This is a genomic window from Paenibacillus sp. FSL R7-0333 (genome assembly GCF_038000365.1).
Taxonomy (GTDB): Bacteria; Bacillota; Bacilli; order Paenibacillales; family Paenibacillaceae; genus Paenibacillus_AQ; species Paenibacillus_AQ silagei.
On sequence record NZ_JBBOBZ010000001.1, the window covers coordinates 137,556 to 159,479 of the forward strand.

24 protein-coding genes and 1 pseudogene are annotated in these 21,924 nt (G+C 56.5%); 14 read left to right on the forward strand and 11 right to left on the reverse strand.

What is annotated here, in order from left to right:
* Window positions 1–14: 14 nt before the first annotated feature.
* The 3 genes from MKY86_RS00565 to MKY86_RS00575 all read right to left on the reverse strand — a co-directional run bounded on the left by MKY86_RS00565 (window position 15) and on the right by MKY86_RS00575 (window position 2,218).
* Window positions 15–977 carry an L-lactate dehydrogenase gene (locus MKY86_RS00565; RefSeq protein ID WP_036732776.1) on the reverse strand — a complete coding sequence of 321 codons (963 nt, stop codon included), beginning with the start codon at window positions 975–977 and terminating at the stop codon, window positions 15–17.
* 271 nt (window positions 978–1,248) lie between these two features.
* Window positions 1,249–1,755: a CcdC family protein gene (locus tag MKY86_RS00570; protein ID WP_036732774.1), complete on the reverse strand. Its 507-nt coding sequence runs from the start codon at window positions 1,753–1,755 to the stop codon at window positions 1,249–1,251.
* Between the two features lie 202 nt (window positions 1,756–1,957).
* Window positions 1,958–2,218 carry a GlsB/YeaQ/YmgE family stress response membrane protein gene (locus MKY86_RS00575; protein WP_036732764.1) on the reverse strand — a complete coding sequence of 87 codons (261 nt, stop codon included), beginning with the start codon at window positions 2,216–2,218 and terminating at the stop codon, window positions 1,958–1,960.
* Between the two features lie 256 nt (window positions 2,219–2,474).
* Between MKY86_RS00575 and MKY86_RS00580 the strand changes: the two genes are divergently transcribed.
* Window positions 2,475–3,527 carry a lactonase family protein gene (locus MKY86_RS00580; protein ID WP_076083424.1) on the forward strand — a complete coding sequence of 351 codons (1,053 nt, stop codon included), beginning with the start codon at window positions 2,475–2,477 and terminating at the stop codon, window positions 3,525–3,527.
* A 116-nt stretch (window positions 3,528–3,643) separates the two neighbouring features.
* Here the strand turns inward: MKY86_RS00580 and MKY86_RS00585 are convergent, their stop codons facing one another.
* Complete coding sequence (locus MKY86_RS00585) at window positions 3,644–5,971, reverse strand: poly(ethylene terephthalate) hydrolase family protein (RefSeq protein WP_076083421.1); 2,328 nt, start codon at window positions 5,969–5,971, stop codon at window positions 3,644–3,646.
* 408 nt (window positions 5,972–6,379) lie between these two features.
* On the opposite strand from MKY86_RS00585, the gene MKY86_RS00590 reads away from it, so the two are divergent.
* From MKY86_RS00590 to MKY86_RS00605, 4 genes are all read left to right on the forward strand, one after another.
* Window positions 6,380–7,501 carry a sulfate ABC transporter substrate-binding protein gene (locus tag MKY86_RS00590; RefSeq protein WP_076083417.1) on the forward strand — a complete coding sequence of 374 codons (1,122 nt, stop codon included), beginning with the start codon at window positions 6,380–6,382 and terminating at the stop codon, window positions 7,499–7,501.
* 111 nt (window positions 7,502–7,612) lie between these two features.
* Entirely contained in the window at window positions 7,613–8,464 is an 852-nt protein-coding gene (gene cysT / locus MKY86_RS00595) for a sulfate ABC transporter permease subunit CysT (RefSeq protein WP_051478705.1), read from the forward strand.
* Between the two features lie 239 nt (window positions 8,465–8,703).
* Window positions 8,704–9,567 carry a sulfate ABC transporter permease subunit CysW gene (cysW, locus tag MKY86_RS00600; RefSeq protein ID WP_076083413.1) on the forward strand — a complete coding sequence of 288 codons (864 nt, stop codon included), beginning with the start codon at window positions 8,704–8,706 and terminating at the stop codon, window positions 9,565–9,567.
* A gap of 100 nt (window positions 9,568–9,667) precedes the next feature.
* A complete protein-coding gene (locus MKY86_RS00605; RefSeq protein WP_036732753.1) occupies window positions 9,668–9,889 on the forward strand; it encodes a YezD family protein in 222 nt (73 codons plus the stop codon).
* A gap of 155 nt (window positions 9,890–10,044) precedes the next feature.
* Here the strand turns inward: MKY86_RS00605 and MKY86_RS00610 are convergent, their stop codons facing one another.
* Window positions 10,045–10,512, reverse strand: a complete 468-nt coding sequence (locus tag MKY86_RS00610; RefSeq protein ID WP_036732749.1) for a VOC family protein — start codon at window positions 10,510–10,512, stop codon at window positions 10,045–10,047.
* 43 nt (window positions 10,513–10,555) lie between these two features.
* A complete protein-coding gene (locus tag MKY86_RS00615) occupies window positions 10,556–10,864 on the reverse strand; it encodes a hypothetical protein (protein ID WP_036732747.1) in 309 nt (102 codons plus the stop codon).
* 228 nt (window positions 10,865–11,092) lie between these two features.
* On the opposite strand from MKY86_RS00615, the gene MKY86_RS00620 reads away from it, so the two are divergent.
* The 3 genes from MKY86_RS00620 to MKY86_RS00630 all read left to right on the forward strand — a co-directional run bounded on the left by MKY86_RS00620 (window position 11,093) and on the right by MKY86_RS00630 (window position 14,683).
* Window positions 11,093–11,506, forward strand: a complete 414-nt coding sequence (locus tag MKY86_RS00620) for a GNAT family N-acetyltransferase (RefSeq protein ID WP_076083408.1) — start codon at window positions 11,093–11,095, stop codon at window positions 11,504–11,506.
* A gap of 60 nt (window positions 11,507–11,566) precedes the next feature.
* Window positions 11,567–12,199: an NAD(P)-dependent oxidoreductase gene (locus MKY86_RS00625; RefSeq protein ID WP_036732742.1), complete on the forward strand. Its 633-nt coding sequence runs from the start codon at window positions 11,567–11,569 to the stop codon at window positions 12,197–12,199.
* 447 nt (window positions 12,200–12,646) lie between these two features.
* Complete coding sequence (locus tag MKY86_RS00630; protein WP_340825621.1) at window positions 12,647–14,683, forward strand: NAD(P)H-hydrate dehydratase; 2,037 nt, start codon at window positions 12,647–12,649, stop codon at window positions 14,681–14,683.
* 807 nt (window positions 14,684–15,490) lie between these two features.
* Here the strand turns inward: MKY86_RS00630 and MKY86_RS00635 are convergent.
* The 3 genes and pseudogenes from MKY86_RS00635 to MKY86_RS00645 all read right to left on the reverse strand — a co-directional run bounded on the left by MKY86_RS00635 (window position 15,491) and on the right by MKY86_RS00645 (window position 16,364).
* Window positions 15,491–15,946: a hypothetical protein gene (locus MKY86_RS00635; protein WP_076083399.1), complete on the reverse strand. Its 456-nt coding sequence runs from the start codon at window positions 15,944–15,946 to the stop codon at window positions 15,491–15,493.
* A gap of 66 nt (window positions 15,947–16,012) precedes the next feature.
* Window positions 16,013–16,210 (reverse strand): annotated as a pseudogene (locus tag MKY86_RS00640) (SDR family oxidoreductase); the annotation flags it as partial.
* On the reverse strand, window positions 16,137–16,364 hold the full coding sequence (locus tag MKY86_RS00645; protein WP_076083396.1) for a hypothetical protein: 228 nt from the start codon (window positions 16,362–16,364) through the stop codon (window positions 16,137–16,139). The gene MKY86_RS00645 and the pseudogene MKY86_RS00640, both read right to left, overlap by 74 nt.
* Window positions 16,365–16,474: 110 nt before the next feature.
* Between MKY86_RS00645 and MKY86_RS00650 the strand changes: the two genes are divergently transcribed.
* The 3 genes from MKY86_RS00650 (at window position 16,475) to sdaAA (ending at window position 18,650) form a co-directional block, all read left to right on the forward strand.
* On the forward strand, window positions 16,475–16,885 hold the full coding sequence (locus MKY86_RS00650) for a GNAT family N-acetyltransferase (RefSeq protein ID WP_076083393.1): 411 nt from the start codon (window positions 16,475–16,477) through the stop codon (window positions 16,883–16,885).
* Between the two features lie 173 nt (window positions 16,886–17,058).
* Window positions 17,059–17,775 (forward strand): L-serine ammonia-lyase, iron-sulfur-dependent subunit beta, encoded by a 717-nt coding sequence (gene sdaAB / locus MKY86_RS00655; RefSeq protein WP_076083389.1) that lies wholly within the window; start codon window positions 17,059–17,061, stop codon window positions 17,773–17,775.
* A complete protein-coding gene (gene sdaAA / locus MKY86_RS00660) occupies window positions 17,772–18,650 on the forward strand; it encodes an L-serine ammonia-lyase, iron-sulfur-dependent, subunit alpha (protein ID WP_036732726.1) in 879 nt (292 codons plus the stop codon). The genes sdaAB and sdaAA overlap by 4 nt, the downstream gene beginning before the upstream one ends.
* A gap of 36 nt (window positions 18,651–18,686) precedes the next feature.
* Here the strand turns inward: sdaAA and MKY86_RS00665 are convergent, their stop codons facing one another.
* Window positions 18,687–18,989 carry a hypothetical protein gene (locus MKY86_RS00665; RefSeq protein WP_076083386.1) on the reverse strand — a complete coding sequence of 101 codons (303 nt, stop codon included), beginning with the start codon at window positions 18,987–18,989 and terminating at the stop codon, window positions 18,687–18,689.
* Window positions 18,990–19,061: 72 nt separating this feature from the next.
* Between MKY86_RS00665 and MKY86_RS00670 the strand changes: the two genes are divergently transcribed.
* Window positions 19,062–19,259, forward strand: coding sequence for a YwbE family protein (locus MKY86_RS00670; protein WP_036732721.1), 198 nt, complete (start codon window positions 19,062–19,064; stop codon window positions 19,257–19,259).
* Here MKY86_RS00670 and MKY86_RS00675 read toward each other — a convergent pair.
* Window positions 19,246–20,061, reverse strand: a complete 816-nt coding sequence (locus MKY86_RS00675; protein ID WP_076083383.1) for an HNH endonuclease — start codon at window positions 20,059–20,061, stop codon at window positions 19,246–19,248. The two genes, MKY86_RS00670 and MKY86_RS00675, sit on opposite strands and share 14 nt — an antisense overlap.
* A 299-nt stretch (window positions 20,062–20,360) precedes the next feature.
* Between MKY86_RS00675 and MKY86_RS00680 the strand changes: the two genes are divergently transcribed.
* Both MKY86_RS00680 and MKY86_RS00685 read left to right on the forward strand, forming a co-directional pair.
* The gene (locus MKY86_RS00680) at window positions 20,361–20,843 is read left to right on the forward strand and encodes a hypothetical protein (protein ID WP_076083380.1); all 483 of its coding nucleotides are present in this window, start codon (window positions 20,361–20,363) and stop codon (window positions 20,841–20,843) included.
* Between the two features lie 52 nt (window positions 20,844–20,895).
* A complete protein-coding gene (locus MKY86_RS00685; protein WP_076083377.1) occupies window positions 20,896–21,909 on the forward strand; it encodes a LacI family DNA-binding transcriptional regulator in 1,014 nt (337 codons plus the stop codon).
* The last annotated feature ends 15 nt before the right edge of the window (window positions 21,910–21,924 follow it).

A 21,924-nucleotide genomic window follows, 5' to 3' on the forward strand; every position in this document is an offset into this window, starting at 1 on the left:
CTGTGCTGTTAAGCTTAGTGCTGCTCCTCCAGCGTGAGGCTATCAATTCCCGCGCGGATGATATTGCAGGAGTCGGTGAATTTAGCCATCTCTGTATCGCTGAGGTTCAGCTCCAGCAATTCCTGAATACCGCTGCTGCCGATAATGGCCGGAACTCCGGCGCATACGCCGCTTTGTCCGTATTCCCCGTCCAGGATGGCGGAGACGGCGATGATTTTGTGCTCGTCATTCAGAATGGAGCGGGTGATATAAGCGAGGGCACTGCCGATCCCGAAGTGAGTCGAGCCCTTGCGCGTAAAAATCTCCCAGCCGGCATCCTTCGTCTTGCGGGCGATATCCATAAGGTCCAGGCTGCTGAAGCGCTCGCGGTGTTGCTCCATAATCTGCAGAATCGGCTTGCCGCCGATGGTCACATGGGACCAGGCTACGAACTGCGACTCCCCGTGCTCGCCAAGGGCGTAGCCGTTGACGCTGCGCGGATCAATCGTGAACACCTCCGACAGCAGTGTTTTCAGCCGGGAAGAGTCGATGGAGGTGCCAGTGCCGATTACCCGGTGCCGCGGCAGGCCGGAGATCTGCCAGACCATATAAGTGACAATATCTACAGGGTTCGCAGCGACGACGAAGATCCCATCGAAGCCGCCTGCCATAATCTCGGTGATAATCTCCCGGGTAATTACAGCAGCGGCATCCAGTACATCCAGCCGGGTCTGCCCCGGCTTGGGATTGGCGCCTGCCGTCAGAATGACGACATCCATCCCCGCACAGTCACTGGCGGTGCCGGCATAGACCTTGGTGCGTGTTCCGGTGAAGTCCATGCAGTGCGAGAGATCAAGCGCTTGTGCCATGGCGCGGTCGTAGGTGCGGTCGATCATCATGATCTCATCGCATATGGCTTGATTCACCATGGAATAGGCAACGCTTGAGCCGACCATGCCGGAGCCGACGATTGCCACTTTTCTCGATTTACTTTTCAATTGCCCAGTCCCCACTCTCTACAAGTATGGTACTATTCTAACTGATCTCATCGCAAGTTACCTGACATCGCACCGAAAATGCCCGCCGCACCCGTCCGTTATTTGGCCATAATTCACATGAAAGGTTAGAGTATCAGGGTTCTTATGAATTATAATATGCAGCTGATGGGCATTTGGGAAGACAGAAGGAAAGGGTGTTCCCGGCAGTCATCCCAACGGCTGCCGGGGACACCCCCTTGTACATAATTATATAATCCATCCCGGCCTCACCCTAGACCCGGGGTTGCGGAATCTGCGGCTCGGCAGGCAGCATTCCGGTATAGTGCTTATACATGAACAGTCTCCAGTGGAGGATCATGCCGAAGGCCAGAATGAAGAATAATCCGCCGGATTGCGGAACAGAGACATACCGGTTGATGAATTCATGGAGCAGGGTGCGGACCAGCAGCAGTCCAAGCAGAATGAAGGCGAAGCTCTTGGAGCGCTGGGCATAGATCAGCCCTTCACGTTCTTCGAACCGCGTACTGCGGATTAGCGGGTAGGCAAAAATAAACCAGCCGACCAGGAAAGCCGCTACCGCCCACCACCAGGGGAAGCGCACTTCCGGTACGACGAACATGGCGAAGCCGGTGGACATGCCAAGCGGCGGAATCCATATTTTGCGGATGGTTACCGGGCGGGCGCTGGCCTTCATGCGGATAAAAATCACCATCAGCGCCATGAATACAGCTCCCAGCGTGGAGCCCACATGCAGAAGTGAGGGGTTGATGTTACCCATAATTCACGTTCCTCCTCTGTGATATCGGTCACTATTTACTTCATTATAGCAGATAATGAACGGATTTCATTAATGATGCGCAGCCTGCTCTCATGCGGGTGATCTGTCTGAAGCACACAGCAAACCCGCCAGAGTCTAACCCCGGCGGGTCTGCTTGCTAAGTATAGTACAGCAGCTTCGTTAAAGCATGCTGCCATAGAGCTTAAGAACGGCTACGTCCGCCAACCGAACGCAGAATCAGGCTTACGATAAAGATCAGAACCACAGCACCGATCAGTGAAGGGAAGACATAGTAGTCGCTGATCTTAGGTCCCCAGCTTCCCAGCAGCATGCCGCCGAGCCATGAACCGAGAATACCAGCGATAATGTTGCCGATAATTCCGCCTGGAATGTCTCTACCCATAATCAACCCGGCCAGCCAACCAATTACGCCACCAACAATCAACATCCATAGTAAACTCATTAACTCTCAGCTCCTTTTGTGTTTGTTGTCTTCGATGGTTACTATTAACCTTATGCACAGCGTTTAAACCAGTGTTAAATTTTGCCGGCACACATTTATTTAGTATTCCAGTCTGTCCAAAATTATGCTGTTTAACCCTGATAACGCAGTGGGTACATAAAGATGTTATAGTGAATTTATGGTTCACCCGCTGAGTGAGTATAGGGGTGTACAGGGTATATAAGCTTATATACTATACAATAAAGGAGCCGCTGCCATGCACCAGCCTAATGAAGTATTATTCTATATTGGAACGTACAACAGTGAGGAGAGAGAGGCCATACTGCTCGGTGCGCTGGATAAGGAGAGCGGAGAAATGAGGGTTATGGGCGGTACCCGGGGGATCCAGAACCCTTCCTATCTGGCGGTTAATGCGGCGCAGACGGTATTATATGCTGTGAGTGAGCAGGATGAGGGTGAGGTTCATGCCTACGCCATTGATCCCGGCAGCAAAGCGCTGCATCCGCTGGGCAGCAGAGCGACCGGGGGCGGCGCGCCCTGCTATGTCTCGGTGGCTCCGAAGGGAGACTACATAGCCGTGTCTAACTATACGGGAGGGAATGTCAATGTGTTCCCGCTGAAAGAGGACGGGTCATTACAGGAGATGTCCTCCCAGGTGAAGCATGAGGGCTCGGGAATCCGCAGCGACCGTCAGGATGCCCCCCATCCCCATTCCGTGATTCCGGACAAGACGGGGGATCATGTGCTGGTCTGTGATCTCGGTCTCGACCAGATCGTGTTCTATCGTGTGGAGGACGGGAAGCTGGTCACTCACCGGGAGGTAGAGCTTCCTCCAGGCTCAGGACCGCGCCATCTGGCGGTTCATCCTTCGCGGCAATGGATCTATCTGGTTAATGAACTGAACAATACGGTTACCCTGTTCGCCAATGATGAGCCTCAGGGCAATCTGAAGCTCCTGCAGAGTATCAGCAGTCTCCCGGAGCATTATACCGCCGGAAGTGATGATACGGCTGCAGATATCCATGTATCACCATGCGGACGCTACCTCTACGTATCCAACCGTGGGCATGACAGCATCGCACTGTTCCATATTGATAAGGCTACGGGTCTGCTGGAAGCGGAGGACTGGGTGACTTCCGGAGGACGGACACCGCGTAACTTCGCTCTGATCGGCGGCATGCTGCTCGCTGCTAACCAGAACAGCGGCAATATTGCCTCATTCCGCATAGACAGTGAGACCGGACGGCTGATCCCTACCGGCAATGAGCTGGAAGTGCCGGCACCTGTCTGCCTTGTAGCCTTGGACTAACCTGGACAAGCATCTCTGTGCAGGAACAGCAAAGCCCCCTGTTAGCCGGAATAAGGCGACAGGGGGCAATTTGGGCTGTTGTTATTTTTTCTACAGATAAATAGAATGATGTCCGGTTAATTCACTCCTGTCAGCGGGTCCTCCCGCTCATAGAAGCCGATGTCGTCCAGCATAATCTTGTCTTCTGTCCCTTGCAGATAAAAGGTGATGTCTGTCAGGCTATCCGGATCAAGCTCGGGCTCTTCCTCAAGGAACAGCTCGAAGGGCAGCTTGTACGTCTGGTAGACGGCTTCCGAGCGGTTGCCGAATTTGCCGTCACTGATCCGCTCCTCCAGCCATGGACTAAGCGTAAACTCAGTCTGCGGCAGCGGCAGAATATCCATCACCTCGTCCAGGGGGATTCTTGCGGCGGTGTCCTTACTGTCGGTCAGCTCCACCTCTACCTCCGGGGAGAGCTCAGTTTCCGGCAGCGGTTCAGCATCGCCGTCCTGGTTAGGATCGGAGTTATGGTTCGCCAGGGAGAAGGTCAGTCCCTCTACGGCAGGAGATTCCGCAAGCGTCTGAGTCAGCGTGTCGCTAAGCCTAATGCTGTAAGCGGCCTCGGCATCCGTATGCTCCTGATCAGGGCTGCTACTGCGCTCCAGCAGAATACCGTAAGAGGGCTTGTTGTTCCGTTCGCGGTCCTTCGCGGCCTCTTCGCTCCAGTGAAGCCCCGTAGTAGCAGAGACGGTCCCGCCTTGGACGGCGCCCCGGTTGCGGTCTTCATCATAGTCCGCCACCGTGATATAGGCCCCGCTCTGGAAGCGGTTATAGTAGGCGGTATCCGGCAGCCACCGGGCACCGCTGCGGTAATCGCGGAACAATTGCCGGTACTCGCTCCTCCCGTGCAGGGTGGTCTCCAGGAAGGCAGAGACATAGACCTTGGCGATTCTCCGCTGCTCTTCCCCGTCCATGATCCGGGAGCGCTTCAGGAACAGGCCGGTAGGCAGCGTCTGGTCATATAGCCCCCAGTCCGTATTGAACTGGCTGTGATTAGCGTCGGCAATATAGAGCGAGCTTTTGAAGCCAGGGGTATTGCCGGTGTAGGAAGAGCGCATATATTGACGGTCCCCGTAGAAATCATGTACATCGCCGTCACGGGCGCCCTGGAGTGTCAGATAGCTCACATCGGTTAGACGGGCCTGCTTGCTGTCGATCATTTTATCCGTAGGAGCCAGGGCAATGACTGAAGTAATATGGAACTGCTGAATAGCGTCCAGAACAGGATCGCTGCTGAACCAGAGCGATGCATCCGCAGCCATGGCTGCGGCCTGGCCGCCGCGGCTGTGGCCAAGCAGTGCAACAGAGTCATAATCAACCTTCTGGTAAAAGGGGGTGCCAGGCTGCTCCGCGAAGCTGCCGATCTGCTGCAGATGCTTCAGAATCATCCAGGTCCGTGCCTTGAAGTCGTTGTCCGGAATACCCGACCAGGCCGAATAATTCAGGAAATTCTCATCCAGGGTGACCGCGATGAAGCCCCGGCTGGCCAGTAATTCACCAAGATAGGCATAGCCGTCCTCGGAGAAGTCCTCCATCATATGGTTGCCATGGACCATGAGCACCAGCGGATAAGGCCCGTCCCCATCCGGCATCCACACTCTGGCATTCAGCGGGAGGGAAGCGGGATCGAACCCCCAGAACAGGGTCCGCAGCACGGGCCAGGAAGAGATATATTCAGTAGCATCCACGGAAGCAGAGGCTAGCAGGACATCCTTGCCATACGCCTTGCGCTGCAGATCCTTGCCGCTGCCATAGGTGAAGGTGTGGAACTCATAGACGCCCGGCTGGGCGGGATCGTCCGCCGTTACGGGAAGCACCTGTCCATCCGCCGCCAGACTCTGAAGCGAGGGTACAGGTACCGGGCTGCTTCCCGTCCCATAGCCATAGGCCAGTGCGAAGGGGGAGAGGAAGAGTGCCGCTGCCAGCAGACCACCGGTGAACATTCTCCGGGTCCGCAGCAGACCGGCCGCTAGTCCCCCTATCCCGCAGGCCAAGGCTGCGATACAGGCGATAACGGCTGCAGCTCCAAGCTCCAGATCGGAAAAATACAGAATCAGCAGTACAGCCCCATAGGTGCTGAGTAAAGAGCCTGCGAACAGATGCGGAAGCCGCAGTCCGGTTAAGGAGAGCAGCACAGCCAGCAGATTGCAGGACAGTGCCATAACAAGTGTTCCCGCACCGGCTGCCAGCATGATATCTGCTGCGCTCCCGAGGCCGGTAGGGATACCCATGACAGCTATAGTAAAAGCCAGAATACATAGAATCCAAGGACCGCTCAGCGCAGTCCTCCATAAAGTAGTATCATACCTGTACGTTTCCAGGATACGTCTGCCCAGTTCTCTGAGTACACGCCTGTGCAGCCGCGGTCCCTGCGGCGCGGGGCCATACTCCAAATCCATTCCCATGATTATTTCCCCCGGTGTAAGCGGCAATAATAGAAACTGCGCTGCCGTTTCTATTTATATGAATTCGCTCTATTTTCGCTCAATAAGATGTAGCAATGATATTACTTTGGGGCAACAATAACAAGTGGGTCTTACAGGAACGGAAGCCACTTCCTGTCCTGGGTCCATCGGTAACTGTCTTTCATTCAAAGTGAAAAAAAGGTTTGACAGCGCGGGAAGCGTTCAGTATTATATCTGTATAACCTACTAAATGGGTAGGAATAATTGAATAAGTTCTTACCGTACAGACGGAGGAACGCCTGCTTCAGGCTCGCAGATACGTGTCTACAAGACCGGTTTGACTTGCCGCAAGCGGGCTTTCCTGCGTCTATTGCTTGTTACAAGACTATTATGGGGGAGTGGACTAAGATGACAAAAGGGATCAAGAAGGGGCTTCTCGCCGGGGTTGCATTGATATTGACGGCAGGGCTTACGGCTTGCGGGAACAGCAATACAGGGAACAGTGCGGGTGCCGGAACAGCGGCCCCGGCCCCCACAGAAGCGGCTGCAAATTCTCCGGCCGCAACGGAAGCTGCCCAGACACAGTCAAAGGAACCGGTCGAGCTGCTGAATGTATCCTACGATCCAACGCGTGAGCTGTATGAGAACTATAACAAAGCCTTCGCCGCCTACTGGGAGCAGGAGACCGGCCAGAAGGTAACAGTCAAGCAATCACATGGCGGATCGGGCAAGCAGAGCCGGGCGGTGCTGGATGGCCTGGAGGCGGATGTCGTTACGCTGGCGCTCGGGTATGACATTGATGCGCTTCAGGAAGCTGGCTTGATTGGCGCGGACTGGCAGAGTAAATATGAGCATAACAGCTCCCCGTATACCTCCACCATCGTCTTCCTGGTCCGCAAAGGCAACCCGAAAGGCATCAAGGATTGGCCGGATCTGCTGAAGGAAGGCGTAGAGGTCATCACTCCTAACCCCAAGACCTCCGGCGGTGCCCGCTGGAACTACCTGGCTGCCTGGGGCTATGCGCTGGACCACAATAATAATGATGAAGCCAAGGCGCAGGAATTCGTGCAAAAGCTGTTCAAGAATGTACCTGTCCTGGACACCGGCGCCCGCGGCTCGACCACTACCTTCGTGGAACGCGGCATCGGAGATGTATTGATCGCCTGGGAGAATGAGGCGTATCTGTCCATCAAGGAGCTGGGTCCGGACAAATTCGAGATTGTGAATCCGTCAGAGAGTATTCTGGCTGAGCCGCCGGTTGCTGTGGTGGATAAGGTCGTCGATAAAAGAGGAACGCGCGAGGTAGCAGATGCCTATCTGAAATATCTCTACACCGAGGAAGGCCAGAAGATTGCTGCCGAGAACTATTACCGTCCGACACTGGATAGCGTAAAGGCCGAGTTCAAGGATCAATTCCCGGAGATCAAGCTGTTCACCCTGGCGGATAAATTCGGAACCTGGAAGGAGACGCAGGCGAAGCATTTCAATGACGGTGGGATTTTCGACAAAATCTACGTACCGGGCAGCTGACAGCGGAGTTCGTGAACGATGATGCAGAAGCGGCAAGACCATACTGACAGGCGGAATTCCGCCAGAGGCTGATCGGCCATATGCCGAAGGCAGGAAAGGATGAATGGGCAGATGAATGTCACGACCAAAGCTGCTGCAAGGACGGTGTCACGGCGCAGGCTGCTGCCGGGGTTCGGGATTACGATGGGATTCAGCGTGCTGTATCTGAGTCTTGTGGTCCTGCTGCCGCTGTCCGCGCTGCTCTTTAATTCAACGGGGCTGAGCTGGGCGAAATTCTGGGATGTGGCTACGGATGCCCGCGTCCTGGCCTCCTACCGTGTCAGTCTGAGTACGGCGGGCGCTGCGGCCCTGATCAATGTTGGTCTGGGACTGCTGCTGGCCTGGGTGCTGGTGCGGTATGAATTCCCCGGCAAAAGAATCTTCGACGCCCTGATCGACCTGCCGTTCGCGCTCCCTACAGCCGTGGCGGGCGTATCGCTGACCGCCCTCTATTCCCAGAACGGCTGGATCGGCTCCCTGCTGACGCCGCTGGGCTTCAAGGTTGCCTTCACACCGCTGGGCATCACGCTGGCGCTGATGTTCATCGGCATTCCCTTTGTCGTCCGCACGGTGCAGCCGGTGCTGGAGGATCTGGACAGGGACATGGAGGAAGCCGCTGCTACGCTCGGGGCAGGCCGCGGGCGCACCTTCCTGCGGATTGTCCTGCCCGAGCTGCTCCCGCCGCTGCTTACGGGCTTCGCCCTGGCGTTCGCCCGGGGCATCGGCGAGTACGGCTCTGTCGTGTTCATCTCCGGCAATATGCCGATGCGCACAGAGATCGCCCCGCTGCTGATCATGTCCAAGCTGGAGCAGTTCGATTACGCCGGAGCCACCGCTGTGGCCCTGATTCTGCTGCTGCTCTCCTTCCTGATGCTGCTGGTCATCAACAGCCTTCAGCACTGGGCGCGGAGGAGCTCGCGATAAGAGAGAACGGGTATGCTTCATAAAACTTAAGCGTATGCTTCCGAAGCGAGTTTTGTCTGGAGCGAATTCAGGATGCATATACTAACAAAACTTAAGCTTAAGCTTCCGAAGCGAGTTTTATTGCGAAGTTAATCGATGAAGTAGGGCTTCATAAAACTTAAGCGTATGCTTCCGAAGCGAGTTTTGTTAGGAGCGGAATCAGGATGCATATACCAACAAAACCTTTAGGAGGAATAAATATGGCCGGTACGGTTCCCCTGCATGTCCCCGGGCCGCGTACAGGCGCGTCATCGCCCTCTACCACAGAGTCCCAAGCGGTGAAATGGGTGCTCATCTCCCTGGCCGGACTGGTCCTGCTCTGGCTGATTGCGCTGCCGCTGATTATTGTGCTGGTGGAGTCGCTGAAGCGGGGGCTGGATGTCTACTGGGCCGCATTGACCGACCCGGATGCCGCCTCGGCGCTGAAGCTGACGCTGCTGGTCGCCGCCATTACGGTTCCGCTGAATACGGTCTTTGGGGTAACGGCGGCGTGGGCGGTAACCAAGTTCCGTTTTCGCGGCAAGGGCTTTCTGGTGACGCTGATCGATCTGCCTTTTGCCGTATCACCGGTGATTGGCGGGCTGATCTTCATTCTGGTGTTCGGCTCGCACGGCTGGTTCGGCCCCTGGTTAAGCGACCATGATATCAAAATCGTCTTCGCCCTGCCGGGCATCGTGCTGGCTACGCTGTTTATCACGTTCCCGTTCGTCGCCCGCGAGCTGATTCCGCTGATGGAGGAGCAGGGCACACAGGAGGAGGAGGCTGCGATTACGCTCGGTGCGCACGGGTGGCAGATCTTCTGGCGCGTAACGCTGCCGAATATCAAGTGGGGCCTGCTCTATGGCATTATTCTCTGTAATGCACGGGCCATGGGTGAGTTCGGGGCCGTCTCGGTGGTGTCCGGGCATATTCGCGGGGAGACGAATACGTTGCCGCTGCATGTCGAAATTTTGTACAACGAATATCAGTTCTCGGCATCCTTCGCGGTGGCTTCTCTGCTGCTCCTGCTGGCACTGGTGACGATGGTTGTAAAAAGCCTGCTTGTACGCAAAAATGCTCATTGACAGCTATTGGGTGCCGTGCTAAGTTAATTCATAGTATACAAGGTGGTAATAACGGGATTTAGGCAGAGTTATTCCCTAACCGGGAAAGGGAGGCTTGCGAATGGCGAAACCACTGAAGGTGGATGAGGTATGGCTTGCGCGGATAACGGAACTGCTCGACGATATGGAATTCGGCTCCTTGCACATCGTAGTGCATGAAGGCCAAATCGTACAGATGGAGCGCACGGAGCGCAAACGTTTCGAGAACAGCACAGCAAATTCACGTGGTAGTGGAGAGACCGGAAGCCGGCGGACCGATACCCGTGCAGGGGGACGAGGATAATACAGAAAGACCTTCGACGGGTTACCCCATTGAAGGTCTCTTTTGGTGAAGCAGGGTATTCTAAAAATTACTGATATTAGATGCTGTTGTCACAACTGCATGTTGCTGAGGCAGCCGGTTTCCCTGGCACGTTCCTCTCAGCATGGCTGCTGGAACTAATCGCTGGACTTCCTGCACAGCTCCTCCCACTCCTCAAAAGACAGCTTGCTTGTGATCGTCTTCAACCCCTGAGGGACTTCGATATGACACATCAGCTCCAGAGAGTTGCCGTCCGGATCATTGAAGTAAACCGAGGCATTGCCTTGATGGGGGCGGATAAAAGGCTCAACCGTGCTTCTGCTGCCGAAAGGAACCGGGTCAATCTGTAGGGAACGCAGCCAGGCGAGCGATTGCTTCAGGTCCTCATAAGTGACTTCGAAGGCAATATGCCTCAGGGAAGGGTGATAAGGGGTCTGAACCTCCGGCCCTTCCCATAATCCGATCCAGCTCCGCCCCTCTGTAATCCAGAAGAACGCGGTGTCCTCATCGCGCCAGGCGAATTTCAGTCCCAGCCTTTTATAGAATTCAATAGATGCTTCCAGATTAGAAACGGGTAAATGGGCTTCGTATAATCCTTTAATCATAGTTGGTAGTGTACTCCTTGTTCACTGATTAGTGTGTTGAATTTCAGTATCGTGGATTGCGCCGTGATCCGCTCAGCCCTTCTACGAGCAGAATAATTGCGGTAATGGCATGCATCACCCAGCCGACAAAAGGAATCAGGGCAACCACCGAGGTGACCACGCCCACTGCATTCCCGATAATCGGACCGCGCTCTCTCAGCAGAATGATTATGGCTACAGCATGCAGCAGAAAAGCGATTCCTAGCGGCGCCCAGGCATTTGCCACCACAAAGCTTCCCCCGATAATCGGCAGCGCCAGAAAAGCCTCATAAGCGAAAGTTCCCCATTTAAACAGTTTCCCTGTAGGAGACATAATTACTTCACCAACCTTCCAAAATAGTAGTGTTGCTTGTCTATCCACAGTTTACCCAAGGACACGGGGTAAGAATAACCTGCCCGTCTGCAGAGAGCAAGTTCTGTGTTTTGAGTTATTGTACGCCGGAGGAGGCGGGGCGTTTCAATTTTGAACAAATACATATATATTGGTATCAGTATAGCAGGCGGGTTATGCTTGCAGATTGCAGTAAATAGGAGGAGTAGCATGACAAATTCAGCACAGCCGGAGATCCGGCAGGAGTTGCCCTCAGTAGAGGATTATATCGCACTGCGGCAGGAAGCCGGGCTTAGTCCGATGAGCATAGAGGGGGCGGCAGCCGGACTGCCTAATTCTGCTTTTGCAGTTACTGTGTATGCGGGCGAGCTGCTGGTGGGAATGGGCAGGGTTATTGGGGACGGGGGATGTTTTTTTCAAGTGACGGATATCGCAGTGAAGCCTTCCTTCCAGGGACGGGGTCTCGGAAAAATCATCATGGGGGAAATCCGCGCATTCCTGGACAGTGTGCCGGAGAAGGCATATATCAGTCTCATTGCTGACGGGGAAGCGGCCAAGCTGTATGCCAAATACGGATTCGAGCCGGTAATGCCTGCTTCACAGGGAATGTTCCTGCGGCGATAAATCGTGTGAATTCGTGTAATGCTAAAGGATAGCAGATTAGGAAAGTGAGGCAGCGGGAGAATGGATATTGTAGTGTTTGGAGCATCGGGCAGGGTTGGAAGTGCCATCGTACAGGAAGCGTTAAAAAGAAAACATGAGGTCACGGCTGCGGTACGCAGACCTGAAGCCTTCAGCCTTCAGCATGAGCGGCTGCAGGTGACGGCTGCTGATCTGCTGGACCCGGCCTCGGTAACGGCAGCCGTGCGCGGACATGAGGAGGTAATCAGTGCTTTCGGTCCGGCGGCAGGGCATGAGAATGATCTGCTGCGGGTGGCGGATTCACTGCTGGAGGGGCTGCGGGCGGCTGGGCTTGAGCGTCTGATCATTGTCGGCGGAGCAGGCAGCCTCAAGACGGAATCGGGAGAATGGCTGATGGACACCGCCGGATTCCCGGAGGACTACCGCGCGCTGGCTTCGGCTCATGCTAATGCCTATGAGATCTATAGAGGGTCGGAGCTGGACTATACATATCTTAGTCCGCCTGCCGCTCTGGTAGACGGGCGCCGTACCGGCCAATTCCGCATCGGCCTTGACCGGCTGATTGTAGACGAAGACGGCCGGAGCAGCATCAGCATCCAGGATTTTGCCGTGGCGGTCATCGATGAGCTGGAGGAAGGCAATTTCAGCAGAGCCAGGTTTACTGTAGGGTATTGATGGGGGGATACGCGGAGGCGGAAGGTGAAAAGGCAGAGGTAGAGTCGGCGGCAGGTTTAATCGCACTCTGTACAACTAAAACGCCTGATTTTCCGCTGATTATCCGTGTAGTTGCAGTCTGTACATTTAAAAATGCCGCTGTGCCGGGATTCTCCCCAATCGGGCAGATTTAGTTGTACAAACTACAGTTAGAAGAGGAGGGCTTTGTTTTTAAGTGTTTTTAGGTGTATGGAATGCAACTATCGATGCAAGTATGCTTATCTGATCCTCAGGACTAAATAGTTGGGATCATTACCTATCTAACATAGAAGTCCTCTTCGTAGCGGGGAGGGCTTTTTGTTGTTCTGGGGGCTTGTTGCTCGTTGGCTGCCATGAGCTACCTGAGTTATTTGCTTGCTGAAACGGGACTTAGTACAATCGAAGCAACTATGAAGGAGGTCTGGACCAATGGATGTGGTGACAGCGGAGGAGATGCGGGCATTCGACCGCGACACGATCGAGCGGCTGGGCATCCCGGCCATCGCCCTGATGGAAAATGCGGGACGGGCCATTGCCGAGGAGGTCATCGCCCTATGCCGCCGCCGGGCAAGTGAAGCTGGTGTGCCTGGTGGTGGGATGTGGGGGGCTGGAGCGGGAGCGGCTGGAGGTGGAGCGAAGTGGGATGGAACGGGTACGGCTGGAGGTGGAGTGCGGAGTGATGAAGCGGGAGTGCTGGGTGACGAAGCACGGTGGAACGGGGCAGGTGTAGTTGGTGGTGAAGCCCGGCATGTTGGGGCAGGCACGGCTCGAGGTGGAGTGCAGGGTAGTGAAGCGGGAGTGCCAGTTAGCAAAGTACCTGGAGCGGGAGCGAGTGTTGATGGTGCACGGAGTGATGGGTTCGGCACGGCTGGAGGTGGAGCGTGGAGAAACGGAGCGGGAATATCAGGTGGTGGAGTGCAGTGGGAAGGAGCGGGAACGACAGGTGGCGGAATGATGCGGAACGGAGCGGCGGCAACTGGTGACGTGGTGGATGCGTCAAGCGGGCGCGGGGCGCCTGGATTCGGCGCTGACGCTGGGGGCTTCTCCGTCGGCGGAGATGCAGCGCTGACGTTTGCCACTGCCGGCGGAGAGCATTGGCTCGTCCTCGCCGGCAAGGGCAATAACGGCGGCGATGGCCTCGCCGCCGCCAGGCACCTGCGTGAGGCCGGCATCGCCGTCACGCTGGTGTACGCGGCCGCGCCGGAGTCGCTGGCCGGCGAAGCCGCACTGCAGCGTGATGCCGCTGCAGCTATGGGCATTCCTGCCGTAGTCTACGGCAGGGACGCCCTGGACCTTGCCGCATGCAGCGGCATCGTGGATGCGCTGCTCGGCACAGGCAGCGCGGGAGCCCCGCGCGGTGCCTATGCGGAGCTGATTGCCGCTGCGAACGCCAGCGGCAGAGCCATAGTGTCCGCAGACATCCCCAGCGGGCTGGATGCGGACACGGGGGAGACGCATGAGCCCTGCATTCATGCGTCAGTGACCGTCTGCCTCGCGTTCCTGAAGCGGGGGCTGCTGCAATATCCCGGCGCGCAGGCCGCCGGGCGGGTCGTGGTCCGCTCCATCGGCATACCCGCTGCCCTTGCCCGGGAGGGCGGCGTCCAGGTCAGCCTCCTGACGCCGGAAGTACTGACGGCGCGCCTGAAGGTTGACCTGGCGCGCCGCCGTTCGCCCGAGGGCCACAAGGGCACCTACGGGCATGTCCTGCTTGCAGCAGGAAGCCTGCGCATGAGCGGTGCAGGCCTGTTGTCTGCCCGCGCTGCACTGCGCGCAGGCTGCGGGCTGGTAACCTGGGCGCTGCCGGAGAAGCTGCTGCCCTGTGTGATCGGTTCCGTACCGGAGCTGATGCTGGCCCCGGTCACCGGAGGTGACGGGGAGTGGAATGCGGGTACGGCCGCTGAAGTGCTGCGGCTGAGCACCAGCCGCGATTGTATAGCTATCGGCCCCGGCCTGGGCCGGTTCGAAGGAGACACGGAGTGGCTCCGCAGACTATGGGAGGAGATGGACGGTCCTATGGTTATCGATGCGGATGCGCTGAATATACTGGCCGATACCGGTTACCGGAGCTGGAGCCGCCGCCATCCGGTTATTCTGACCCCGCATCCGGGGGAGATGGCCCGTCTGGCGGGGATATCTACAGCGGAGGTGCAGCGGGACCGGATCGGAATAGCATTGTCCTACGCCGTTCAGCATGGGGTAATCCTTGTGCTCAAAGGAGCACATACCGTAATAGCAACGCCCGAAGGGCAGGCCTATATCAATATCACCGGGCATCCCGGTATGGGTACCGGCGGTGCGGGCGATGTGCTGACAGGCATCATCTCCGGTCTGCTGGCCCAGGGCCTGGAGGCGGATCAGGCCGCCGCGTTCGGAGTCTATCTACACGGGCTGGCTGGAGAACGTGCTGCCCGGAAGCGGGACCATCCTGCTGCCCTGATCGCCGGGGATATTATCGAGGCGCTGTAAATGTAAGCACCGGGTTTGATGTCTCCAACCAACAGCGCCAGCCCTCCGGCGATATTTTATTAACAGTTTCAAGCTCTTGCTCGCTCTGACACACGGGCTGCTTGGAGTTCAAAGTCTATGTTAGTCTGCTGTCTGCTTTAGCGGATAACAGGTGGATTTTGTCCACCTGCTGATGAGCGGATGAGTTCTGGCGGGACGTTAGTTGGATAGACGGCACTTAATTTAGCACATTTCACCCCAGGCGACAAAACTAACTTTATTAGTTGGAGCTTTTCCACTTGCCTGCCTGTAAACGGCAGAAACGGATGAAATAAGACACATTTCTCCAATTGTTTGCTTCGGGCATCCTATTGAGCGCGATGCACCGGACGATAAGAGTTAACGCAATGTGCCAGCGCGAGGGCATCGGGCCCAATGTAGTCGAAAAACCGATCATATTGGGCCTGATGGAGACGTGTGGTCCCAATGTAATCGAAAAACCGACCACATTGGCCGTGACGGAGACGTATGGTCCAAATATAGTCGAAAAACCGACCACATTGGGCCTGACGGAGGCGTGTGGTCCCAATGTAATCGAAAAACCGACCACATTGGGCGTGACGGAGACGTATGGTCCAAATATAGTCGAAAAACCGACCACATTGGGCCTGACGGAGGCGTGTGGTCCCAATGTATGCGGAAAACCGAACACAATGTGCCGTGAGAAGGGTTTGCGGTTTCCGAATACCGATCCCATCCAGCCCTGTATCCAGCCTTACCCGCCATCCCGGCCCTGCCCCATTCTCCGCCCCGTCTGACCCCGCCAGGTCAGAACAAGATCAGACAGACCAGCGGAATGAACAGAGCGAAGAAGGGAAGCAGGATCGGGAAGCGTTCGCCCGCGATCTGGGCGATGCGGAACAGCAGCAGGATGGCGAGTCCGGTAAGGCCGGAGACAAGGGAGTCGCCGCCCTGCTCCGCAGCGAGCCACAGGCCGGCGCCATAGCCGGCAATGGCGTACAGGGCCAGCGCCGGGCTGAGCGAGGTGGAGCGCAACAGGCGCAGCAGCGCATCGGCCAGGATGGCAGCCGGTAGGCCGTAGGCGTAGATGGCATAAGGCACCGACACCGGCCAGCCGGACGGAATTCCGTTCTCATAGCCATGGATCAGCATGAACAGGGAGATCAGGATGAAGGTCAATCCGGCGGCCGACAGCTTGGTTAGAGCATACATGCCCGCATTCAGGCGGACAGAAGGCAGGTTGAAATCCTTGTGTTGATTCATCGCTATACATCCTTTCGGGTTGGGAATGAACAAGGCCGGAGTGACCGGCTGAAGCCTGGACATGGATCAGCTGGTAACCATGTCTCCGCCGTTAACATGAATGCAGGTGTCTGTTACATAAGAAGCATCATCGCTGGCCAGGTAGACATAGGCTCCTGCCAGTTCGTAAGGCTGTGTCTTGAACGGAGTCTCAGTACCGAAGACACTGACCTCCTCCGCAGAGAAGCTGACGGGAATCAGCGGCGTCCATACCGGACCGGGAGACGATAGCGCCCTTGGTGGATGGTTGCTCCTCCGAGGGAGCCAGCTGCATTACGCTCTCAAGTCCCGGCTGGCGGTCCTGGTGCTGAGGGGGAAAAGCGACAGGCTGCACATGGGAGACCGTTTTGTCATCATAATAAGGATACATGGGGTTCATCGGCGGTTACTCCTCCTTGCCTGCTCAGCTCTTCCGTATATGGGTATGCATGCGCCCAGAAAAGCGTGCGGCGTGAAGTGGAGTCATAAACATAGAAATGGGGAGAATGCATGATATATAGAGCAATGATAGGGGACGATTACGAGGCGGCTTACCGGTTGTGGGAGAATACGGACGGAATGGGCCTCAGTGAAGCCGACTCACGTGAGCATATTATCCGTTATCTGGAGCGGAATCCGGGGATCAGCCAGGTATGCGTGAAGGAGGACGGTACCCTTATGGGCACAGCGATGTGCGGGCATGACGGACGCAGAGGCTATATGTATCATGTGGCTGTTGACAGCAGCAGCCGGGGAAGCGGTGCAGGCCGTGAGCTGGTGAGGCGTTGCCTCGCGGAACTGCGGGAAGCAGGCATCACTAAATGCCATCTCATGGTGATCGAAGATAATGCCCTTGGCCGCAGCTTCTGGACCGGTATCGGCTGGCAAGAGCGGGACGGGCTGTTGCTTTTCTCAAAATAAGAATGTATAGGTTTCACGTTATAAATCATCCTTCTACTTCCCTCACAATTCATGTAATAGTGTAGCTTTGGTGCGGACGCAGTATAATATATAGGTGCTGTACAATGAACAGATGTACATCATTACATCATTCGCTGTACATGGCCGAATTCAGATAGCGGGAGACCAGAACTATGAGATTTAAAGATGTATTCTCAATTATAGGTCCGGCCATGGTCGGGCCTTCCAGTTCTCATACAGCGGGAGCCGCGCGGATCGGGCGGGCCGCAAGGCAGGTGCTTGGTGAGCTGCCGCGAGAGGCCGAGGTTACGTTCTTCGGTTCTTTTGCCGCGACTTATCAGGGACACGGGACAGACCGGGCGATCGCCGGAGGTCTGCTTGACTTCGCCACGGACGACCACCGGCTGCCGGATTCCATTGAGCTTGCGGCCAAAGCCGGGATGAGAATCTCCTTCGGTCAGGGAACGGGGCTGTTTCCCCATCCCAATACGGTCCGTCTGCGCCTTACAGGCAGGGAGAGCGGGACGGAGATGACCCTTACCGGCACATCCATCGGCGGCGGCAATATTGAGATTGTAGATATTGACGGCTTCAGCGTGAAGCTGACCGGCATGTACCCGACGGTGCTGATTCAGCATATGGATTATCTGGGTGTGCTGGCCAGTGTTACGGATGTCATGCGGGAGGGCCAGTTCAATATCGGACATATGTCACTCGACCGGAAGAACCGCAGCGGGGCGGCCTTGACGGTGCTGGAGCTGGATGAGCCAGCCACGGCGGAGCTGCTGGAGAAGCTGCGGGCGCTTCCGGCAGTGAACAGCGTCAAGGTAGTCGATTTGAACGGCAATACACAAGAACAGACACAGAAGGGGAAGGACATCACAACATGAATTTTCAAACACTCAGCCAGCTGGCTGTACTATGCGGGGAGCGGGAGCTTGGAATCGGTGCTCTGATGCTTGAGGAGCAGAGTGCCGAATCCGGCCGTTCCCAGGAGCAGGAATTCGCCACCATGCGTGAGTATTACGGGGTAATGAAGGAAGCGGTGCAGCGCGGCATGACCGAAGATACCACCTCACGCAGCGGCTTGACAGGCCTGGATGCCCAGCGGGTGGCCGCCTATAATGCAGCGGATGAGCCTTGTCTCGGGGGACCGGCAGGCCAGGCGATGGCGTATGCCCTTGCCGTCTCTGAAGTGAACGCTTCTATGGGCCGGATTATTGCCACACCGACTGCCGGCTCCTGCGGAATTATCCCCGGTGTGTTCCTGAGCTGTCAGGAGCGCTTCGGCTGGGACGATGATTATATGGTCTCCGGTTTGTTCGCGGCTGGAGCGATAGGGTATGTTATTGCTAATAATTCTTTTGTATCGGGTGCGGAAGGCGGCTGTCAGGCCGAGGTGGGCTCAGCGATCGGTATGGCGGCCGGAGCCTTGACCGAGATGCGCGGCGGGACTCCGGCACAGGCTGTACATGCGGTAGGGCTCGCGCTCAAAAATACACTGGGGCTGATCTGTGATCCGGTAGGCGGACTTGTGGAGATTCCATGCATTGTCCGCAACGGCTTCGGTGCCGTTACGGCGCTTGCGGCGGCGGATATGGCCCTGGCCGGCGTCCGCAGCGTGATTCCGTCCGATGAAGTGATTAAGGTCATGCTGGAGGTTGGCTCTGCGATGCCCGAGAAGCACCGGGAGACGGCCGGGGGCGGGCTGGCCCAGACCCCGACCGGCCGCCGGATTATGAAGGATCTGCGGAACCCGAAATAACCGCCCGGTCGCAGGCGCTCCGCAGTCTGCCGTTCATCAGAGCATACGGAAGCGTTCCAGGTGCTCCCATAAGCCCTCCTGCCTGAGAATCTCCACCTGCTTCGGGCCCATGAGGTCGAAGTGGGGGAACGGCTGGCGGTTATGAATATACCGCGCCGGGAGACCGTGCTTCCTGCACCACTCTCGCAGGCGGGGCAGATCGCTGCAGCCCACCTTGGTGACTGTTGTGATCTCAGGGTAGCGTTTATCGATCCAGTAATGGGTCAGGAACGCAATCTCCCCTGCGGAGACGGCCTGTTTCCAGCGGGTTAATTCCGCCCGGTTGATTCCAAAAGCCATGGCTGTTCATCCTTATCTGTAAGAGTAAGTAGACTATATATTACGCGAATATTAGCGGAAGGAGAGTGTATTATGAACGGACAAGTAAGAGCAGATATCCGCCCCGGCATTCAGGTAGACATCGTGCTGAAGCAGGATCAGGCAACCGGCAAGCTCACGCACGGCACAGTGAAAGACATCCTGACCAACTCGCCCCGCCATCCGCACGGGATCAAGGTGCGGCTCTCGGACGGCCAGGTTGGACGGGTCAAGAACATTACCGGCTCATGAATTGCTCCACCAACTGGTCGGCCTTCGTCTGATTGCATAGATTGCAGGCACAGACGCAGTTATCCGGCGTAGTATGCCCGCCCTTGGCGCGGGGGAGTAGATGATCGATGGTATCCCCGTATTGACCGCAGAAATAACAGGTATAGTTGTCTCTCGTCAAAATATAGGCGCGGAAGTCCTTGTTGCTGTATAAGCGGCGGATCGTCCGCCGGTTCACGACGATGGCCGCATGCTCCTTGACCAGCGTCACGGCAAGCTCAAGGTCGATCTCCTGATGCCAGCGGCGGCCCTTATCGCTGTGCCCGCGCATGAGAATCATGCCCTTGGCCGAAGGAATCAGGGCAGAGGCATCCTGCGGATCGGGCTTCGGCCCGCGCTGCTGCGGAAGGCTGCGCCCGGTCTCGGCGGCATGCCGGGGACGCGCCTTGCCCTTAAGGCCTGGCGCTCCCGCGCTGCCTCTGGCGTCCCGGGCACGTTCCGGCCGGGAGGCTGGACGGGGCTGGGCCATGGGCGGCTTTGCCTTCTCGGGTGCAGCTGCCCCGGAGATAGAGACCTGCCCCTTGTCCCGCTTGAGGGGGCCGGCCGGTCCGGCCTGGCGCTCCGGCAGGGCAGGCGCTATGCTTGAATGCACTGGCGGCAAGGAAGCTTCGGCCTCGCGGAGCTTGCGGCATTCCCGGCACGCTCCGCGCCGGGACATGCCTTTGGCGCGCTTGCCTGTGCGCCTGCGGAATTCAGCGAGCGGCTTAAGCTGATGGCAGTACGCGCATTTTTTGGATGGTGGTAGAGTTGTGGTCTCAGTCATAAGTGTACTTGGCAGAAGCAGCCCTTAAGCCGCAACCGTCCAATCCCTTCTGTATTGTGAATGATAAGTACATATACTTGCATGCATCCATTGATGTCAGTAGTTGTCCTAATTGATACTAGTATAGCGTAAACCGCAGACATTCACACAGCAGGCACATCATGCAAATTTTCCGGAGTGTGATTTCTTTCCCGGCAATCTTGAGGAGAAATCTGTAAAATCTCAATAAAGCATAGGCGCTAACCAGAAATAGCCCTAATCCGTAGCCGGAAAATAGGTGCCTGAAATGAGGAATGAGGATGAACGCTGCTAAAAAAATGCCAGGTGCTGTTAGGGTGCTGTTGGTACTTCAAGGTTTTTTGAGCTTGGGGGCCATCGCAGGCGGGCTGGCGCTGCTAACTGATCCCAGCGGGGAAATGCTCGGTATGCCGGTCTCGGCAATGGTACGAATGCCCTTTCACAGCTTTGCGGTCCCTGGGCTGCTCCTGCTGTCCGTATTCGGCCTGCTCCCGCTGCTCGTGCTGTACGGCCTCTGGAAGCGGCCGCAGTGGGCCTGGAGCTACGTCTTGACCCCGTTCAAGGAGCGGCATGCGGCCTGGAGCTTTTCGCTCTATATCGGCTTCGGCCAGATTATCTGGATTATGGCGCAGACCTACATGTGGAACATGGTCAGCTTAATTCATGTGTTCTATATGTCGCTGGGAATGCTGATTCAGATCGTGACGCTGCTGCCTGGGGTCCAAAGATATTTTATGCTGGACGGCCGTGCCGAAAGAAGTTAGAATGTCAGTGAACATAAAAGGGCTTTCATTGAGCTGCGGGAGTGAACCGGAAATGACCACGATATACGATATTGCCAAAAGGACCGGCTACTCACCAACCACAGTGTCCAAGGCGTTCAATAACTATTCCGATGTGCGGGAGAAGACGCGTGAGGAGATTCTGCGTACCGCCCGGGAGATGGGGTATCTTCCCAATGCGCATGCACGTACACTGACGACCAAGAAATCCTGGACCATCGGTGTGCTGTTTGTGGAGAATACGGGGGCGGGAATCCGCCATCCTTTTTTCAGCGCAGTGATTGAGAGCTTCAAGCAGGTTGCCGTAGCCAAGGGCTATGCCCTCATGTTCATCTCGAAGGATGTAGGCGGCAAGCAGAGCGGATATCTGGAGAACTGCCGGATTCGCGGCGTCGACGGGGTGGTAGTGTTCCTCTCTGATTATGATGACCCGTATTTCCGGGAGCTGCTGGAGAGTGATATTCCGACCGTGGTGCTCGATTTCGAGACGGAGCTGTCGCATACAGTCTGCTCGGATAACATGACGGGTGCGCTGCAGGCCGTGGAGTATCTGGTCAGTCTTGGACACCGCCGGATTGCCCATATCTCGGGAGGCGGGAACACCTATCCGGGACAGCAGCGGGAGCTGGGGTACAGAACGGCTATGAAGCAGCAGGATCTTGAGGTGCCGGATGAATATGTGGCCGAGGGAGCCTTCTACGCGCTGGAGAATGGTTATGGTGCAATGAAGCGTCTGCTGGCGTTGCCGCAGCGGCCGACGGCTGTTTTTGCTTCGGGTGACTTGCTGGCCCTGGGTGCGGTAATGGCGGCCAAGGATCAGGGGCTTGCGGTGCCGGAGGATGTCTCTGTGATGGGCTATGACGACATTGAGCTTGCCGGATACGTTACGCCTGCGCTGACCACTGTACGACAGAATACCGAAATGCTGGGGACCCGGGCGGCGGAGCTGCTGCTGGCATCTATGAACGGTCCAGGTACGGCTCAGGAAGCACTTGTGCTGCCTGTGGAGATTATTGTGAGGGATTCCTGCGCACCGCCGCGCATGTGATGAAGGTGCGTACAT

What these genes read in the sequence shown, in the direction of transcription:
- MKY86_RS00610 (WP_036732749.1), bottom strand. Translation starts at nt 10,512, where the DNA reads ATGATTAAAGGATTATACGAAGCCCATTTACCCGTTTCTAATCTGGAA.
- MKY86_RS00635 (WP_076083399.1), bottom strand. Translation starts at nt 15,946, where the DNA reads ATGAATCAACACAAGGATTTCAACCTGCCTTCTGTCCGCCTGAATGCG.
- MKY86_RS00665 (WP_076083386.1), bottom strand. Translation starts at nt 18,989, where the DNA reads ATGGCTTTTGGAATCAACCGGGCGGAATTAACCCGCTGGAAACAGGCC.
- MKY86_RS00575 (WP_036732764.1), bottom strand. Translation starts at nt 2,218, where the DNA reads ATGAGTTTACTATGGATGTTGATTGTTGGTGGCGTAATTGGTTGGCTG.
- MKY86_RS00615 (WP_036732747.1), bottom strand. Translation starts at nt 10,864, where the DNA reads ATGTCTCCTACAGGGAAACTGTTTAAATGGGGAACTTTCGCTTATGAG.
- MKY86_RS00675 (WP_076083383.1), bottom strand. Translation starts at nt 20,061, where the DNA reads ATGACTGAGACCACAACTCTACCACCATCCAAAAAATGCGCGTACTGC.
- MKY86_RS00685 (WP_076083377.1), top strand. Translation starts at nt 20,896, where the DNA reads ATGACCACGATATACGATATTGCCAAAAGGACCGGCTACTCACCAACC.
- MKY86_RS00670 (WP_036732721.1), top strand. Translation starts at nt 19,062, where the DNA reads ATGAACGGACAAGTAAGAGCAGATATCCGCCCCGGCATTCAGGTAGAC.
- sdaAA (WP_036732726.1), top strand. Translation starts at nt 17,772, where the DNA reads ATGAATTTTCAAACACTCAGCCAGCTGGCTGTACTATGCGGGGAGCGG.
- MKY86_RS00625 (WP_036732742.1), top strand. Translation starts at nt 11,567, where the DNA reads ATGGATATTGTAGTGTTTGGAGCATCGGGCAGGGTTGGAAGTGCCATC.
- cysW (WP_076083413.1), top strand. Translation starts at nt 8,704, where the DNA reads ATGGCCGGTACGGTTCCCCTGCATGTCCCCGGGCCGCGTACAGGCGCG.
- cysT (WP_051478705.1), top strand. Translation starts at nt 7,613, where the DNA reads ATGAATGTCACGACCAAAGCTGCTGCAAGGACGGTGTCACGGCGCAGG.
- MKY86_RS00585 (WP_076083421.1), bottom strand. Translation starts at nt 5,971, where the DNA reads ATGGGAATGGATTTGGAGTATGGCCCCGCGCCGCAGGGACCGCGGCTG.
- MKY86_RS00645 (WP_076083396.1), bottom strand. Translation starts at nt 16,364, where the DNA reads ATGAACCCCATGTATCCTTATTATGATGACAAAACGGTCTCCCATGTG.
- MKY86_RS00590 (WP_076083417.1), top strand. Translation starts at nt 6,380, where the DNA reads ATGACAAAAGGGATCAAGAAGGGGCTTCTCGCCGGGGTTGCATTGATA.
- MKY86_RS00580 (WP_076083424.1), top strand. Translation starts at nt 2,475, where the DNA reads ATGCACCAGCCTAATGAAGTATTATTCTATATTGGAACGTACAACAGT.
- MKY86_RS00650 (WP_076083393.1), top strand. Translation starts at nt 16,475, where the DNA reads ATGATATATAGAGCAATGATAGGGGACGATTACGAGGCGGCTTACCGG.
- MKY86_RS00630 (WP_340825621.1), top strand. Translation starts at nt 12,647, where the DNA reads ATGGATGTGGTGACAGCGGAGGAGATGCGGGCATTCGACCGCGACACG.
- MKY86_RS00620 (WP_076083408.1), top strand. Translation starts at nt 11,093, where the DNA reads ATGACAAATTCAGCACAGCCGGAGATCCGGCAGGAGTTGCCCTCAGTA.
- MKY86_RS00605 (WP_036732753.1), top strand. Translation starts at nt 9,668, where the DNA reads ATGGCGAAACCACTGAAGGTGGATGAGGTATGGCTTGCGCGGATAACG.
- MKY86_RS00680 (WP_076083380.1), top strand. Translation starts at nt 20,361, where the DNA reads ATGAACGCTGCTAAAAAAATGCCAGGTGCTGTTAGGGTGCTGTTGGTA.
- sdaAB (WP_076083389.1), top strand. Translation starts at nt 17,059, where the DNA reads ATGAGATTTAAAGATGTATTCTCAATTATAGGTCCGGCCATGGTCGGG.
- MKY86_RS00570 (WP_036732774.1), bottom strand. Translation starts at nt 1,755, where the DNA reads ATGGGTAACATCAACCCCTCACTTCTGCATGTGGGCTCCACGCTGGGA.